The organism is Anaerobacillus sp. 63XJN7_5_ISO-PGPR-S23-430 (genome assembly GCF_056173695.1).
The window spans coordinates 2,432,027-2,447,362 of the sequence record NZ_CM149686.1 but is presented as its reverse complement, the minus strand read 5'-3'; the positions used below and the strand labels follow the sequence as shown (position 1 = coordinate 2,447,362).

Sequence of the window (15,336 nt, the reverse complement as noted above, 5' to 3'; positions counted from 1 at the left end):
ATGCACTTCAATCGATGAAAGATATTGAAAAGGAGATGCCTATGATTTCTCAATTTTTATACCTGCTAAAATCAAGACCTTTTCTTTTACTTCTGTTGATCATTAACATTCCGGGTACCATATACGGCTATTACTGGTATGGATGGCAGTTAGCAGAAACAAAGCCTATCTTTTTACTATTTGTTCCGGATAGTCCTACAGCGAGTCTGTTTTTCTGTTTTGTTTTACTGGCCTTTCTCTTCGGTAAAAATTGGCCACTGATGGAAAGTCTAGCTGCCGTGACTTTATTCAAGTATGGGATTTGGGCGGTCATTATGAATGCTCTAGTGATGGTTGTGACAGGACAGCTATCTCCTATCGCAATTATGCTCATCTTATCTCATCTTGGAATGGCGATAGAAGGATTGCTTTTTACTCCTTTCTACAGAATTAAGTTGTGGCATCTCGTGCTAGTGGCGATATGGACATTACATAATGATGTGATCGATTATGTTTTCGGTCAAATGCCAAGTTATTCAATATTAAGTGAGTATACACCGCTTATTGGATATTTTACATTCTGGCTGTCGATCTTTTCTCTAGCTCTTGTCTATTTCTTATCTGTTCGAAAAGGACGCTATCAGCTTTCTATCTAAGATGGTCTACTCTTGTCCATTTCTTCATACATTGAAGTAGGAAGAAGGAGGGACAGGGAATGGGTAGACGATGGCTCCTTGTAGTGTTGCTTTTGACGCTTCCCGTCAATGTACATGCTTCGGAAACAGATACGAAACAAGTCTGGAATGATATAGCAGCAAATGCGTTGGAATTTGGCAAACAAGAGAAGTTTGACCGTGCTAAAACGATGCTTGATGAATTTTCTAATGCTTTTCCAGGTGATCAGTCTGGTGAACTTTCGACTACTGAATTAAGAGTGATCCTCAATACACATGACCGTGCACTAAAGGCAGTGACAGCTATGGATAAAGCAGTTGATCAAAGAATTCAGTCCTTAACGGAATTTCGTCTGGCTGTTGATGCGCTAGTAGCTGAAGATCAGCCAATGTGGAAACAGACGGATGACCAAATTCTCCCGCTTATTACCGAAATGTCCACCGCTATTGAACACGGAGACGTAGACGTCTACAATGCGAGTAAGGATCGTTTTATTGGAACGTACAGTGTAATACGCCCAGCGATGGCAATTGATCTCTCGCCTGAAACTCAGCAACGACTTGATTCGCATATTGCATTTATTGAGCGATATGGGTCTGATCGTAATTCAGAATTATCGGGTCAATTGCAAACCATGAAAGATGATTTCAAACGAGCTTACCATCCTTCTTCATCTGAGGAATCTTCCCTTTTATGGTTAATTGTTTCAATTGGAGGTATTATCATCGCGACACTGATTTATGTGACCTATCGAAAATACAGAGGCGAAAAAGAAGGCTTAAAAAGGAAACAAGCCGATTAAATTTGAAGATCTTGTGAACCTGAAACAGTGTGATTGACTTTCTAGTGGGATTTGACTAAAATTGACGTTAATAACAGTTTAGAAAGCAATTACACATATGATGGAGGAATGGAAATGGCTGGTTTTCTAGTCTATTTTGCGCTTTTGTTGATCATTCCACTCTGGGCTCAGAGTAGAGTGAAGAGCGCATACAAAAAATACTCAAAAGTTCCAAACTCGTCTGGGATGACTGGTGCTCAAGTGGCAAGAAAAATTCTCGATGAAAATGGGTTATATTCTGTAGGGGTTGAAGAAGTGCGCGGGCAACTTTCGGATCATTATGATCCTCGCTCAAAAACAGTAAGACTATCATCAGGTAATTTTCATGGTCAATCAGTGGCGGGAGCAGCGATCGCTGCACACGAGGTAGGACACGCGATTCAAGATGAGCGGAACTATGCACCGCTTCGTTTCCGCCATACGCTTGTTCCTGTGGCGAATATTGGTTCAAACTTTAGCTATTTCATCATTCTCGCTGGTATTTTGATGGCATCGCAAAACTTTATTTTACTTGGGATCGTCTTTATGAGTGCAGCTGTGTTGTTCCAATTGGTAACACTTCCAGTTGAATTTAATGCTTCAAATCGAGCAATGGAACAAGTTGTATCAACAGGCGTTATTCGAAATGATGAAGAAAGAGAAACGAAAAAAGTATTGAATGCAGCGGCTTTAACATATGTTGCAGCAGCAGTAGTTGCTCTATTAGAATTACTCCGCTTTGTGTTCATCTTTATAGGAATGAACGAAGATTAAATAAAAAAATCTCGCCCTTTATGGGGCGAGATTTTTTTATTGGTCGATGGGATTTTTGTTTTCATCTAGGGTGAAGCCTTCACCTAAAACATCTTGAACATCGTTAACGGCTACAAAAGCATGTGGATCAACCTGTCGAATGATATTTTTCAAACGTACAATTTCATTTCGAGCAACAACGCAATAAAGAACTTCTTTTTGAAGACCGGAAAAGCTGCCTTTTCCATTCAATACGGTCGCTCCCCGATCCATCTGCTTCATAATATTGTCAGCGATTTCTTTATTATTCTCAGATATGATCATGGTCGCTTTCGCAGAATATGCCCCTTGTTGGATAAAGTCAATGACTCTAGCAGCTACAAATACCGCTAATAATGTATACATCGCTTCTTTATAGTTTAAATAAACAAGTGATAAAGCTATAACGCAAAAGTCGAAAATAAACATCGTTCTACCCATGCTCCAGCCAATGTATTTAGAACCGAGCTGCGCTATGATGTCCACCCCACCGGTTGTTCCTCCATAACGAAAGATAATGCCAAGACCAACCCCTACAAACACTCCTGCAAACAATGCTGCAAGAGTTAAATCGTCTTGAAGTGGGATGGATAGAGCGGAATATCGCTGAAAAATCCATAGAAACACAGATAAGGAAACGGTTCCAATAATCGTATAAATAAATGCCTTTCGACCAAGCAACTTCCATCCAACTAGAAATAATGGAATGTTAAGAACTAGATTACTAATCGCAGGATCAATTTGAAATAGAAAGTATAGCAAAAGGGTAATGCCAGTAAAGCCACCTTCCGCTAAATTATTTTCCATATTGAAATGCACAAGGCCAAATGCAAAGATTGCAGACCCAAGTAAGATGAACAATACATTTTTTCCACGTATGCCTTCCATAATAACCACTCCTATCCCTCCAGTAGAGCCAACAGAATTCATTATAATCAAATACTGAGCAGACAGCAATTTGAATCTGTTATACTCACTTTAGGTTTGATAAGAATATGTTGTTAGATTTTACGAATTTGGTGTTAAAGATCTGACGAGGTGAAGATTTGATAAAGAAAAAACTTGTGAAACATTTGTCAAATGCCTATCTTTTAGCTAACATAAGAAATGATGTGAAAGGTGGTTTGACAGATGGCTAATAGATCGATTAGTGAGATGCAAAAAGAGGTAGATCAATACATAAGTCAGTTTAAAGAGGGGTATTTTACTCCCCTTGCGATGCTAGCAAGAATGACCGAAGAACTTGGTGAGCTTGCACGTGAAATTAATCATTACCATGGTGAAAAACCGAAAAAAAATACAGAGGAAGAGCGTACCATTGAAAATGAAATGGGAGATCTCCTCTTTGTACTAACCTGCTTTGCAAATTCGTTAGATATAGATCTTGATGAAGCATTTGGAAAAGTGATGACTAAATTTAACACGAGAGACAAAGATCGATGGACGAGAATTGAAGAGGAGAGTGAATAGGCATGCAAGAAGTGAAAATCGTAATCGCAGGACCAAGAGGAAACATGGGGAGCGAAGCAGTGAAGTTGGTAGATCGTACAGGTCATTTTACTCTTACTGCAGTTATTGACAGCAAACAAACAGGGCAAACGGTAGCGGATATCGAAGGACTTCCGTCGCTAGATGCTCCTGTGTATACGGATCTTGACAAGTGCTTGTCAGAAGTAGAATGTGATGTATTAATTGATCTAACAACGCCTGAATATGGAAAAAAACATATGGAGATTGCTTTTAATCATGGCGTCCGTCCTGTCATTGGGACAACAGGTTTTTCTAATGATGATGTTGAAGAATTATCCAAAATAGCTGAACAAAAAGAATTAGGAGCCATTATTGCTCCAAACTTCGCTATCGGTGCAGTTCTTATGATGAAGTTTGCTTCTATGGCAGCTAAATATTTTGATGACGTTGAGATTATCGAGCAACACCATGATCGTAAGCTTGATGCTCCATCAGGAACTGCTGTCAAAACAGCGAAAATGATCTCAGAAGTAAGAGATGCAAAGAAACAGGGGCATGAAGATGAGCGTGAGGATTTAGAAGGTGCGCGTGGTGCAGATTATGAAGGAATGAGAATTCATAGCGTACGCTTACCGGGACTTGTTGCTCATCAGGAAGTTTTATTTGGTGGAGAAGGACAAACGTTGAAAATTCGTCATGACTCAATGAATCGAGCTTCCTTTATGCCAGGTGTGCAGTTAGCTGTTGAAACGGTTTTGAAAATTGATCAGCTTGTCTATGGTCTTGAAAATATTATGGAGTAGGGGATGACCTTATGAAAATCGCTTTAATCGCGCACGATAAGAAAAAGGATGATCTTGTTCGTTTTACTCTTGCGTATAAAATGATTCTAGATCCACACGAACTTTTTGCAACTGGTACAACTGGTAAGCGAATTATTGATGAAACGGGATTAGACGTGCACCGGTATCAATCAGGACCTCTTGGTGGAGATCAGCAGATTGGCGCTATGATTGCAGAAAACGATATGGATGCAGTGATTTTCTTTCGAGATCCCCTCACAGCACAGCCTCATGAGCCTGATATAACTGCTCTTATTAGGCTTTGTGATGTATACGATATCCCGCTAGCAACAAATATGGGCAGTGCAGAGATTCTTGTACATGCCCTTGCTAGGGGAGAATTGGATTGGAGAGAAATTGTACATGGAAGAAATAACACTTGATATACTTGCGTTCGGAGCTCATGCTGATGACGTTGAGATTGGAATGGCTGGAACATTAAAGAAACTTGCCGACGAAGGTAAACAGACGGGGATTTGTGATTTAACCGAGGCAGACCTATCATCTAATGGGACCGTGTTTATACGGCACCATGAAGCAAGGAATGCGGCAGAAATCTTATCTGTTAAAACGAGGGTGAATATGAAGTTTCCTGACCGTGGATTGACGATCTCTGATGATAAAGTTTCTTCCCTTGTTAAATTAATACGCCGCACAAAACCTAAGGCTATTTTTGTTCCATATCCAGAAGACCGCCATCCTGATCATGAACATGCTGCTCGTTTAGTTGAAGAAGCGGTTTTTTCAGCTGGAATCCGAAAATACAATCCTGAATTAGGATCTGCTCATAAAGTAAGTCAGGTCTATTATTATTTTATTAATGGATTTCACCGCCCTCAGTTTACAATTAATATTTCACATCAAATAGAAGCAAAGAAACAGTCTCTAGAAGCCTATGAAAGTCAATTCGTTCTAAGTAACGGAAGCGTCTCAACTCCACTAACGAATGGCTACGTTGAGAAAGTAATCAATCGTGAATACTTATATGGCAAAGAATCTGGAGTAGATTATGCGGAAGGGTTTATCGCAAAGAATCTGTTATGTATGGAAGAATTTCCGTTAGGAGAAAGCAAATGACACTTAAAATTGGTATTACCTGTTATCCAACTGTCGGGGGTTCTGGAGTGATCGCAACTGAGCTTGGTAAAATGCTTGCTGAAAAAGGGCATGAAGTCCATTTTATTACGAGTAGCGTTCCTTTCCGTTTGGATACGTTCCACCCGAATATTTATTTTCATGAAGTTGAAGTAAATCAATACGCGGTTTTCCGTTATCCTCCGTATGATTTAACCCTTGCAAGTAAAATGGCAGAGGTTATTCAAAGAGAAAACCTTGATCTGCTTCATGTACATTATGCTGTTCCGCATGCGGTCTGTGCTTTTCTTGCTAAAGAAATGGTGGGAGGAGACATAAAAATTGTGACAACGCTCCATGGTACGGATATTACCGTGCTTGGCTATGATCCTTCCTTAACACAATTGATTCGATTTGGGATTGAAAAATCTGATCGAGTTACAGCTGTGTCAGATGATCTCGTTGAACAAACGCATCGGCTCCTTGAAACAGATAAAGAGATCGATACAGTGTATAACTTTGTTGATGAAAGGATTTATTATCCAAAAGCGCCTGCCGATTTAAGGAGAACATATGGTATTTCGGAAGAGGAGAAAGTGATTGTTCATATTTCAAACTTTAGAGCAGTGAAACGGGTACCGGATGTCATTAAGGTGTTCCATCGTATTCAAAATGACATGCCAGCGAAGCTGCTACTCATAGGAGACGGTCCTGAAATTCAAGTTGCATGTAAACTCGTTAATGAACTTGGTTTGAAGGATAAAGTGAAATTTCTTGGTAAACAAGAAAATGTCGCCGAAATTCTCTCCATTTGTGATTTGAAATTATTGCTTTCTTCGAAAGAAAGCTTTGGGCTTGTTGCACTTGAAGCGATGGCTTGTGGAGTTCCAGCCATTGGTACGAACATTGGGGGAATCCCAGAAGTGATCGAACATGATGTGAACGGTTTTATTGCAGAAGTCGGTGATATAGATACGATTTCTGCTTACGCAAAGCAGTTGCTATCTGACGACGCTCTGCATGAGAGAATGAGTACGGCAGCTGTAAAAGCTGTTGAAACGAGATTTGCTTCACAACGGATTCTAGAACAATATGAAGCCCTTTATTATAAAACACTTCAAGGGGCATTGACTTGATTGACCTAAAAGGGAAGGCTTACAACACATGTATGGAAGTGCTTCACATCCTAACTGAAGTTGGATTTGAAGCCTACATTGTTGGAGGAGCTGTGAGAGACGCTTTACTAGGTATACCTGTTGCTGATTTTGATATTGCTTCATCTGCTAAACCAGAAGAAGTAATGAGGCTATTCGATAAAGTTGTACCTACTGGGATTGATCATGGCACCGTGACGGTCGTCTATAAGGAGTTTTCTTTTGAAGTGACAACGTTCCGCTCTGAAAAAGGTTACCGGGATTTTAGACATCCATCAGCTGTATCATTTCTTGGAACGATTGAAGATGACCTTGGGCGCCGAGATTTTACTATCAATAGCATGGCTCTTTCAATAAAGGGGGATGTGATTGATTTATACGATGGTTTAGATGATTTGAAACGTCGCCTTTTACGCACTGTAGGAGATCCTGCTGAGCGTTTTCAAGAGGATGCTCTACGAATGGTAAGAGCGCTTCGGTTTCAAAGTGTCCTGGACTTTTCGTTGGATAAAGAAACGGAAGCAGCGTTAATACTGTACGCGCCTCTCCTTAAGCGTGTGGCGATTGAAAGAATTCAAATTGAGGTAAGCAAATTGTTGTACGGAAAGGCTGTTCATTCAGCCATCAATCAGCTTGTTCAAGCACATTTGCATCAAATTTTACCAGGACTCCAAAACTTAGAGAAATGGCTTGAAGAGACAAGGTACTTGCACTATCTGGCCACGGAAGAAGAGAGATGGGCTTTTCTTGCGCGGACTACAGATGATCCCGTTCGATTTCTTAAAGAATGGCGCTTACCAAATCGGATCGTTAAAAAGGTCGAATTTCTATTAAGGAATGTCGATCTTGTTAAAAGAGAGGGCTGGAGCAGGTGGCGCATATACGAAGCTATACCCGAAGTAAGGTCAAGCGAACGGCTTATATCTGTTTTTGAAAAGCGCGCTCCAAATCTTTTGAAAGTGGATCGAATCGCTTCAGAACTAGTGATAACATCAGCCGAAATGCTTGTTGTGACTGGAGAAGAATTGATTAAATGGAAGGGTACAAAGCCCGGGCCATGGGTTGGAGAAGCTCTTAAACAAATTGAGCATGCTGTTATAACAGAAGAGATAAAGAATGAGAAATCCAGCATTAAAAGGTGGCTTGAACAGTGGCAGACTCAATAAGGCAGCGCCTGCTGCAAATGCTTGAAGAACATGCAGAATCATATGTTTCTGGTCAAATGATCAGCGAGACGCTTAATGTATCTAGAACAGCCATTTGGAAACATGTATCTGAACTTCGTAAAAACGGATATGAGGTTGAGGCTGTTCAGAAAAAAGGTTATCGAATTGTTTCTAGACCAGATATGTTAAGTAAAGAAGAAATCAGCTTAAAATTAACAACAGATTTTCTTGGCAAAACCATTTACACATATCCTACTGTCGAATCGACCCAGTTTATTGCGCATGAATATGCGCATAAAGGGACAGCAGACGGTACGATCATTGTTGCTGATGAGCAAACAGCGGGAAAAGGAAGGCTTGGACGTTCGTGGCATTCTCCACCTGGGAGTGGTATTTGGACAAGCATTATACTTCGTCCAAAATTACCGCCTCAAAGGGCCCCTCAATTCACTCTTATCGCAGCTGTTAGTGTTGTCCATGCCATCCGTAAACAAACAGGGCTTGAAGCAGAAATTAAATGGCCAAACGATATTCTTATAGATGGAAAAAAAGTAGTTGGAATCCTAACGGAACTACAAGCAGAAGCTGATCAAATTAAATCAATTATTATTGGAATGGGTATTAACGTCAATGCCTCTAAAGAAGATTTTCCAGAAGATTTAACGACAGCTACCTCCCTTAGGATTGAATTAGGAAAAGAAATAAAGCGCTCAGTGTTATTAGCAGCTATCTTAAACGAACTTGAAACGCTATATGAAGAGTACTTAAATAACGGTTTTAGAATGATCAAGCTACTTTGGGAAAGTTATGCCGTCAGTCTTGGTCGAAGAATTAAGGCGAGAACTCTGAATGGTGTGATTGAAGGCCTTGCGAAAGGAATAACAGAAGAAGGGGTACTCCTTTTGGAAGATGAAAGTGGTAAGATGCATTACATTTATTCAGCAGATATCGAAATTTGTTAACTATAGCTGATGATTTCTGCTATACTAACAGATGTAAGGGTGGTATCCGGATGGAGCCGCACCAATCGTAACTTCAAAAAAATAATCTGCCTTGATCCATATGGACTGGGACAGAGGGATGAGACCGATACAGTAACCTCCTGAAGATGGAGCGTTGCAGCTAGTCTATGTTGTCATAGACTGATGGGATACCCCTGTCTGCTGCAATTCCATTTCAGGAGTTTTTTGTGCGGTATTCCTCTGAATAAAGGAGGAAAAGATATGAAAACAACGAGTGATTTTAGAAAAATGAAAGCAAATCACGAACCAATTGCTATGCTTACGGCATATGATTATCCCTCAGCTAAGTTAGTAGAAGAAGCTCATATTGATTTGTTATTAGTCGGTGATTCACTTGGAATGGTGGCGCTCGGCTATGACTCAACTATTCCAGTAACGATGGATGATATGGTCCTTCATACAAAAGCGGTTAAGCGAGGCGCCCCAAATACTTTTATCGTTACAGATTTACCGTTTCTCACTTATCATAGCAGCGTTTCTGAAACGCTTTCTCATGCTGGTCGATTACTTCAAGAAGCAGGAGCTCACGCTGTTAAACTTGAAGGTGGTGGAGAAGTTATCCATCATATTCAAAAGTTAACTTCAGCTGGAGTGCCAGTGATGGGGCATTTAGGATTAACTCCGCAATCAGTAGGTGTTCTTGGGGGATATAAAGTACAGGCGAAAGAATCAGAAAGTGCCGAATTTTTAGTAAAAGAAGCGAAAGCTGTTGAAGAAGCTGGAGCATTTGCCCTAGTACTTGAATGTGTGCCGCAACAGCTGACTGAAATTGTGTCTAGCGAGCTTTCTATTCCAGTAATAGGGATTGGAGCAGGGGTCAAAGCTGATGGCCAGGTACTCGTTTATCATGATTTGATCGGATATGGTTCTGGTCATGTACCTAAGTTCGTCAAGCAATATGTTAACGTGTCCAACTTAATTCATAAAGCTGTTGAACAATACGTTTCTGATGTAAAAGGAAGTCATTTTCCCGAACAAAAACATTCATTTAATATGAAAGAGGAGCAGCTTTCAGGAATGTATGGAGGAACAAGGCTATGAAGATTATAAAGACTATTAACGAAATGCAATCATTCTCAAAACAAGCGATGAGATCAGGTCAGAAGATTGGGTTTGTACCAACCATGGGTTATCTTCATGAAGGGCATATGAGCCTTGTGGGAGAAGCTGTGAAGCAAAATGATTGCGTTATCATGAGTGTGTTTGTAAACCCACTTCAATTCGGTCCAAATGAAGACTTTGATCGCTATCCCCGAGACCTAAAGCGAGATGAAGAACTAGCTAGTCAGGCAGGAGTAGATGTTTTATTCTATCCTGATGTAACGGAAATGTATCCGAAGGAGCGTACGACAAAGCTAACCGTTCAAGAACGTGTTAATACATTATGTGGTGAATCTAGACCTGGCCATTTTGATGGCGTAGCTACAGTCGTTTTGAAATTGTTGCAAATTACACTACCTGATCGAGCTTATTTTGGTATGAAGGATGCTCAACAAGTAGCTGTGATAAAAGGGCTTGTCGATGACTTTAATGTACCTGTTGAGATTGTCCCTTGTCCTATCATTAGAGAGAAGGATGGGCTTGCCAAAAGTTCAAGGAATGTGTATTTAACACCGACCGAGCGGAAAGAAGCCATTCAACTTTCACGAAGTTTAAGTGCTGCTTCAAAAGCACTTAGTGATGGCGAAATAAATCCGGAACGAATTAAAGACATCGTTTCAACTTACTTAAGCGAAACTTCTGGAAGTATTGATTATGTAGAAGTGTTAGCCTACCCTGCATTAGAGAAGGTACATGTGATAACAGAAGACGTTATCATAGCGGTTGCCGTTCAATTCTCTGCTGCAAGGCTAATAGATAATATTGTAGCGCTAAAAAGCGAAATAGCGATAGGAGTGTAGAACATGTTTCTAACAATGATGAAGGGGAAAATTCATCGAGCACGTGTGACAGAAGCAAATTTGAACTATGTAGGAAGCATCACGATAGATGAAGATATTATCGAAGCGGTTGGTATGCTACCGAATGAGAAAGTTCAAATCGTTAATAATAATAATGGTGCAAGGTTGGAAACGTATATTATTCCTGGGGCAAGAGGGTCAGGTGTAGTTTGTTTGAATGGTGCTGCAGCTCGTCTTGTTCAAGAGGGAGATGTCGTCATCATTGTCGCTTATGGCATGATGAGTGAAGAAGAAGCCAGAAACTTTACGCCTCGTGTTGCGATTATGGACGAGCACAATACGATCATCGATATGATTGGGGTAGAGCCTGAGGCGACTATATTATAAATACCTACGCTCTGGACTTTGGTCCAGGGCTTTTTTTTGAAGGGCCATCCTAGTTTTACTCCTTTCAAATCATATCCTCACAATCGAATCTATCGCATTTTCGTGGATTCTTATCTCAGGTTATAAGAAATTATTTTCCGTTCCATAGAAAAAATGATAAAGTTAGTAAGGTGACCGCTTGAACGGTTTAAGCAACTGAGGTGAAAACGTATGAATCGATATACAATTATAGATTTTGAAACAACCGGTAATTCCCCCAAAAACGGGGATCGCATTATTCAAATTGGACTTGCTGTTGTAGAGGATGACACGATCGTTGACCGATATGCTTCGTTTGTTAATCCTGAAAAACCACTACCGTTATTTATTCAGCAGCTGACAGGGATAACGGATGAAGATCTTAAAGATGCGCCACTATTTGAAGAAGTCGCACCTGAACTTCTTAAACGTCTTGACGGTGCTTATTTTGTTGCGCACAATGTTCGATTTGATCTTAATTTCATGAATGCACAGCTTGATTCAAGTGGATATGAGGCTTTTACTGGACCAACGCTCGATACAGTAGAACTTGCACGAATCCTCTTGCCTACAGCAGAGGCCTATAAATTATCTTCACTAGCAGAGTTTTTAGAAATCCAGCATGATAATCCGCATCAAGCAGATAGTGATGCGGAGGTAACAGCGGAACTTTTGCTTTATCTATTTGATAAGATGGATGATTTACCGCTCGTAACGTTAACGCAGCTCGAGGAGCTTTCAACTCGGCTTTATAGTGATATAGAAGTAGTCCTTCATGAGCTTATTCAAGATAAGCAGAAACGGATTGAGCCTGAAGGGAATTTTGAAGTGTTTCGGGATATAGCGATTAAATTACAAGAGCAAGTAGACGAAGTTGAGTCACTTCAGAAGCGTATCGCGTTCCATGATGCCCAGAATGAATTTGAGGAAAAAATGTCTAAGATTATCCCCGGTTTTGAAGTGCGAGAAGGTCAAAGTGACATGATGAAGCAGGTTTCAGAAGCTTTTGAAACAAATCAGCACATTTTGATTGAAGCTGGGACGGGTATAGGAAAATCTTTAGGGTATTTATTACCTGGGGTTGTTCATGCCAAAAATACAGGTAAGCCTGTTGTTGTCAGTACGCATACAATCCAACTACAAGAACAGCTATTACAAAGAGACCTACCGTTTCTTCGTGATATTTTGCCGTTCCCTTTTAGAGCCACGATTATCAAAGGCAGAAGTCATTATTTGGATTTAACGCGATTTGAACAGCAGCTTCATCATGTAGAAGAAGATAATTATGATACGATTTTAACGAAAGCTCAAATTCTCGTATGGTTGCTAGAAACAGATTATGGGGATGTGGAGGAATTAAATCTCTCTAGTGGAGGCAAGCTTTTTTGGCAACAGGTGAAAAGCGATGCCGCTGTATCTGCAAACCACCGTTCTCCGTGGTTCTCCCGTGATTTTTACCATCGAAGAAAGCGCTTTGCGATGAATGCTGATTTAATCATCACAAATCACGCTTTATTATTTAGTGATTTAATTAACGACCATCAATTATTACCCGCTTATCAACAGGCAGTAATTGATGAAGCCCATCATCTAGAAGATATTGCTACAGAATTCTTCGGTATTAAAACGGATTACTTTTCTATTCTACAAGGGTTTGTTCGGATGGGATTAAAAGATGGTGATGGCATTTACGGAAAGGTAATTAGTATCCTCAAAAACCTTGAAATTGAAATAGATGAAACCAAAAGGGAAATTGATGCTTATGTGAAGACGATTCTTGGAGATGTAGATGAGCTTTTTCGCATGCTTCATCGTTACGTTCAGAAAAACACTCGTCGTTCGAATGAAATTGGTCGATTAAGCTATCGTATTTCTGATGAAAACGGTCCTACATGGGAAGCTATTCAAGAAGCAGCTCATCGATTAGTGTTCTACTTGAAAGATTTGGATAAAGGTTTAAAGAAGGTAGAAAAAGAACTTGATTTAAAAGAAGATGAACTCACAAGAGAGCAATTGAACACTTCAGCTGATTTTAAAGGAATTCATGCTTCTGTTTTGGAGGAACTTTCAAAAGTAGATTACCTCTTACTAAGCGAAAGCGAAAATGATGTGAAGTGGGTGGAGATTGATCCGAAGGGCTCATTAAATTCAGCCTTTTTGTTTAGTAGACCTGTTGAGGTAGGTTCATTACTTTCAAGCGACTATTTTGGAAAGAAAAAGAGTATTTTGCTTACCTCTGCAACGCTAACTGTCAGAAATTCGTTTGATTTCATTATTAACAGACTTGGATTAGAGGAGTTTGGACCACTTATTCACCAATATCATTCTCCATTTGATTATAGTGAACAGGCAAGGCTAATGATTCCGACTGATTTACCAATGATTAAAGATGTATCGGACAATCAGTTTGTAGACCATATTACAGAAGCGATTCTTCGAATTGCCCGCGTGACTCGAGGGAGAATGCTCGTTCTCTTTACATCTTATGATATGCTCAAAAAAGCTCACCACCGTATGAAGGAACTCATTGTTCATGACGAGTTAACTTTGATCAGTCAGGGCGTAGATAGTGGAAGTAGAGTAAGGCTTACGAAGAATTTCAAGGAAAGTGAAGAAGCGATTCTGTTTGGTACAAGCAGCTTCTGGGAGGGCGTAGATATACCAGGCGAAGACTTAAGCTGCCTTATCATTGTTCGTCTTCCGTTTTCACCACCAGATAATCCCGTTTTTCAGGCTAGATCAGAGCAACTGAAGCAGTCAGGTGGAAATCCATTTATGGAACTTTCTCTACCTGAAGCAATCATTCGATTCAAACAAGGTTTTGGTCGGCTTGTACGATCACAGCGAGATCGAGGAGCTGTGTTTGTATTTGACCGCAGAATCATTTCTACAAGATACGGTCGTTCATTTGTAAAGTCACTCCCTGACGTTCCACTTATGAAAGGGACAACGGAAGAATTAGTAAATGAATTAGATCTCTGGTTATAAAGCTCCACTTCATCACAAACTAATTCTACAGGAGGGTTTTGTGATGAAGAAATTACTTTTACTTAGTGCGAGCTTCCTTTTTTTTAGTTTGGCTTGCCCGGGTGCTGACGCAGCTATCCAATCTGTTGACTTACACCTTAAGCACCACGAAGTAGCCGTAACTTTTCTTGATCTATCAATTGGAGAAGCGGTTTTGATACAAGGATCAGATGGAGAGGCAATTCTGATTAATACAGGGAGTAGCCTTTCCGAAAAAGAGCTAATGAATCGACTACAGATGTACCAGGTGAAGGAGCTGAGAAAAGTTTGGCTTACGAATGCTGAGGAAGCTTATACAGGAAACTTCACTGCATTGCTCAAATATTTTGATATAGACGAAGTATTTTTATCTGATCAAGCAGAAAAGGCATTTCTTACGAAGATACCAACTCATCTTCAAAAGACTAACTTAAAGATAAATCAAAAGCTTACACTGATGGATGGCGTTGATGTCGAAATTATAAACATATCTAAGGCGGGTTCTGTAACATTTGTGCTATCCTTAGGAAGTCAGGATTTACTACTGATGGGAGAAACGAATCTCGAACTAGAGGAAGAGATCGCGTCTTCCGGGAGAGCAGTAGAGGTATTGAAAGTTGCGAATTTCGGATCAGGTAATGGAACTTCAACCGAATTATTGAACGCCATCGATCCACAAATGGCCGTGATTTTTCGTCACAATAACATTGATGTAAGTGAATCAGTGCTTGAACGGTTAAGTGAAAGCTGGACTGATGTCTATTACCCATACCGAATCGGAAGCGTAACCCTAAGGTTGCAACATGATCGTTATGACGTTATCACACTTCCTACTAAAGAAGTTAGATGAAAATTCGTCATAGTATTTGTTGCAAAATCCCGTAACTTATTTAAAAATAGGAATAGAAAAGAAGCCGTCCTATTTTCTTATAGAAAAAGTGTCTCATATCTCCATGAGGGATCAATGAATCGCATGAAACCGTCCCACTAAAATAGCCTGCGCAAGGCGCAGGCACTGTTGGAAGTGGAG

At 40.2% G+C, this 15,336-nt stretch carries 16 protein-coding genes; 15 read left to right on the top strand and 1 reads right to left on the bottom strand.

What is annotated here, in order from left to right; genetic code table 11:
- Positions 1-41: 41 nt before the first annotated feature.
- From lhaT to AC0VYJ_RS12880, 3 genes are all read left to right on the top strand, one after another.
- Positions 42-635 carry a lipoprotein heptaprenylglyceryl N-acetyltransferase LhaT gene (lhaT, locus tag AC0VYJ_RS12890; RefSeq protein ID WP_475365373.1) on the top strand — a complete coding sequence of 198 codons (594 nt, stop codon included), beginning with the start codon at positions 42-44 and terminating at the stop codon, positions 633-635.
- Positions 636-694: 59 nt separating this feature from the next.
- Positions 695-1,456 (top strand): sporulation protein YpjB, encoded by a 762-nt coding sequence (locus tag AC0VYJ_RS12885; RefSeq protein ID WP_475365372.1) that lies wholly within the window; start codon positions 695-697, stop codon positions 1,454-1,456.
- A gap of 114 nt (positions 1,457-1,570) precedes the next feature.
- Entirely contained in the window at positions 1,571-2,248 is a 678-nt protein-coding gene (locus AC0VYJ_RS12880; RefSeq protein WP_475365371.1) for a zinc metallopeptidase, read from the top strand.
- A 36-nt stretch (positions 2,249-2,284) separates the two neighbouring features.
- Here the strand turns inward: AC0VYJ_RS12880 and AC0VYJ_RS12875 are convergent, their stop codons facing one another.
- Positions 2,285-3,154, bottom strand: a complete 870-nt coding sequence (locus AC0VYJ_RS12875) for a YitT family protein (RefSeq protein ID WP_475367490.1) — start codon at positions 3,152-3,154, stop codon at positions 2,285-2,287.
- Between the two features lie 243 nt (positions 3,155-3,397).
- On the opposite strand from AC0VYJ_RS12875, the gene AC0VYJ_RS12870 reads away from it, so the two are divergent.
- The 12 genes from AC0VYJ_RS12870 to AC0VYJ_RS12815 all read left to right on the top strand — a co-directional run bounded on the left by AC0VYJ_RS12870 (position 3,398) and on the right by AC0VYJ_RS12815 (position 15,156).
- Positions 3,398-3,736 carry a nucleotide pyrophosphohydrolase gene (locus AC0VYJ_RS12870; protein WP_194221903.1) on the top strand — a complete coding sequence of 113 codons (339 nt, stop codon included), beginning with the start codon at positions 3,398-3,400 and terminating at the stop codon, positions 3,734-3,736.
- A gap of 2 nt (positions 3,737-3,738) precedes the next feature.
- Positions 3,739-4,539: a 4-hydroxy-tetrahydrodipicolinate reductase gene (gene dapB / locus AC0VYJ_RS12865; RefSeq protein WP_475365370.1), complete on the top strand. Its 801-nt coding sequence runs from the start codon at positions 3,739-3,741 to the stop codon at positions 4,537-4,539.
- An 11-nt stretch (positions 4,540-4,550) separates the two neighbouring features.
- A complete protein-coding gene (gene mgsA, locus AC0VYJ_RS12860; RefSeq protein ID WP_194221901.1) occupies positions 4,551-4,961 on the top strand; it encodes a methylglyoxal synthase in 411 nt (136 codons plus the stop codon).
- Positions 4,942-5,655, top strand: a complete 714-nt coding sequence (bshB1, locus tag AC0VYJ_RS12855; RefSeq protein ID WP_475365369.1) for a bacillithiol biosynthesis deacetylase BshB1 — start codon at positions 4,942-4,944, stop codon at positions 5,653-5,655. The genes mgsA and bshB1 overlap by 20 nt, the downstream gene beginning before the upstream one ends.
- Positions 5,652-6,788: an N-acetyl-alpha-D-glucosaminyl L-malate synthase BshA gene (bshA, locus tag AC0VYJ_RS12850; RefSeq protein ID WP_194221899.1), complete on the top strand. Its 1,137-nt coding sequence runs from the start codon at positions 5,652-5,654 to the stop codon at positions 6,786-6,788. Before bshB1 ends, bshA begins: the two co-directional genes overlap by 4 nt.
- A complete protein-coding gene (locus AC0VYJ_RS12845) occupies positions 6,785-7,972 on the top strand; it encodes a CCA tRNA nucleotidyltransferase (RefSeq protein WP_475365368.1) in 1,188 nt (395 codons plus the stop codon). Before bshA ends, AC0VYJ_RS12845 begins: the two co-directional genes overlap by 4 nt.
- Positions 7,957-8,934, top strand: a complete 978-nt coding sequence (locus AC0VYJ_RS12840) for a biotin--[acetyl-CoA-carboxylase] ligase (protein WP_475365367.1) — start codon at positions 7,957-7,959, stop codon at positions 8,932-8,934. Before AC0VYJ_RS12845 ends, AC0VYJ_RS12840 begins: the two co-directional genes overlap by 16 nt.
- 261 nt (positions 8,935-9,195) lie before the next feature.
- Complete coding sequence (gene panB / locus AC0VYJ_RS12835) at positions 9,196-10,035, top strand: 3-methyl-2-oxobutanoate hydroxymethyltransferase (protein WP_475365366.1); 840 nt, start codon at positions 9,196-9,198, stop codon at positions 10,033-10,035.
- Positions 10,032-10,895 carry a pantoate--beta-alanine ligase gene (gene panC / locus AC0VYJ_RS12830; protein ID WP_430243047.1) on the top strand — a complete coding sequence of 288 codons (864 nt, stop codon included), beginning with the start codon at positions 10,032-10,034 and terminating at the stop codon, positions 10,893-10,895. The genes panB and panC overlap by 4 nt, the downstream gene beginning before the upstream one ends.
- Positions 10,896-10,898: 3 nt before the next feature.
- Complete coding sequence (panD, locus tag AC0VYJ_RS12825) at positions 10,899-11,282, top strand: aspartate 1-decarboxylase (protein WP_283154071.1); 384 nt, start codon at positions 10,899-10,901, stop codon at positions 11,280-11,282.
- Positions 11,283-11,492: 210 nt separating this feature from the next.
- Positions 11,493-14,288, top strand: a complete 2,796-nt coding sequence (dinG, locus tag AC0VYJ_RS12820; protein WP_475365365.1) for an ATP-dependent DNA helicase DinG — start codon at positions 11,493-11,495, stop codon at positions 14,286-14,288.
- A gap of 43 nt (positions 14,289-14,331) precedes the next feature.
- Complete coding sequence (locus AC0VYJ_RS12815; RefSeq protein ID WP_194221893.1) at positions 14,332-15,156, top strand: ComEC/Rec2 family competence protein; 825 nt, start codon at positions 14,332-14,334, stop codon at positions 15,154-15,156.
- Positions 15,157-15,336 lie beyond the last annotated feature (180 nt).

Excerpts from the sequence above, each read along its gene's own strand:
- AC0VYJ_RS12875 (WP_475367490.1), bottom strand. The coding sequence starts at position 3,154 with ATGGAAGGCATACGTGGAAAAAATGTATTGTTCATCTTACTTGGGTCT.
- bshB1 (WP_475365369.1), top strand. The coding sequence starts at position 4,942 with ATGGAAGAAATAACACTTGATATACTTGCGTTCGGAGCTCATGCTGAT.
- panD (WP_283154071.1), top strand. The coding sequence starts at position 10,899 with ATGTTTCTAACAATGATGAAGGGGAAAATTCATCGAGCACGTGTGACA.
- AC0VYJ_RS12880 (WP_475365371.1), top strand. The coding sequence starts at position 1,571 with ATGGCTGGTTTTCTAGTCTATTTTGCGCTTTTGTTGATCATTCCACTC.
- panC (WP_430243047.1), top strand. The coding sequence starts at position 10,032 with ATGAAGATTATAAAGACTATTAACGAAATGCAATCATTCTCAAAACAA.
- dinG (WP_475365365.1), top strand. The coding sequence starts at position 11,493 with ATGAATCGATATACAATTATAGATTTTGAAACAACCGGTAATTCCCCC.
- mgsA (WP_194221901.1), top strand. The coding sequence starts at position 4,551 with ATGAAAATCGCTTTAATCGCGCACGATAAGAAAAAGGATGATCTTGTT.
- lhaT (WP_475365373.1), top strand. The coding sequence starts at position 42 with ATGATTTCTCAATTTTTATACCTGCTAAAATCAAGACCTTTTCTTTTA.
- panB (WP_475365366.1), top strand. The coding sequence starts at position 9,196 with ATGAAAACAACGAGTGATTTTAGAAAAATGAAAGCAAATCACGAACCA.
- AC0VYJ_RS12870 (WP_194221903.1), top strand. The coding sequence starts at position 3,398 with ATGGCTAATAGATCGATTAGTGAGATGCAAAAAGAGGTAGATCAATAC.
- dapB (WP_475365370.1), top strand. The coding sequence starts at position 3,739 with ATGCAAGAAGTGAAAATCGTAATCGCAGGACCAAGAGGAAACATGGGG.
- AC0VYJ_RS12815 (WP_194221893.1), top strand. The coding sequence starts at position 14,332 with ATGAAGAAATTACTTTTACTTAGTGCGAGCTTCCTTTTTTTTAGTTTG.
- bshA (WP_194221899.1), top strand. The coding sequence starts at position 5,652 with ATGACACTTAAAATTGGTATTACCTGTTATCCAACTGTCGGGGGTTCT.
- AC0VYJ_RS12885 (WP_475365372.1), top strand. The coding sequence starts at position 695 with ATGGGTAGACGATGGCTCCTTGTAGTGTTGCTTTTGACGCTTCCCGTC.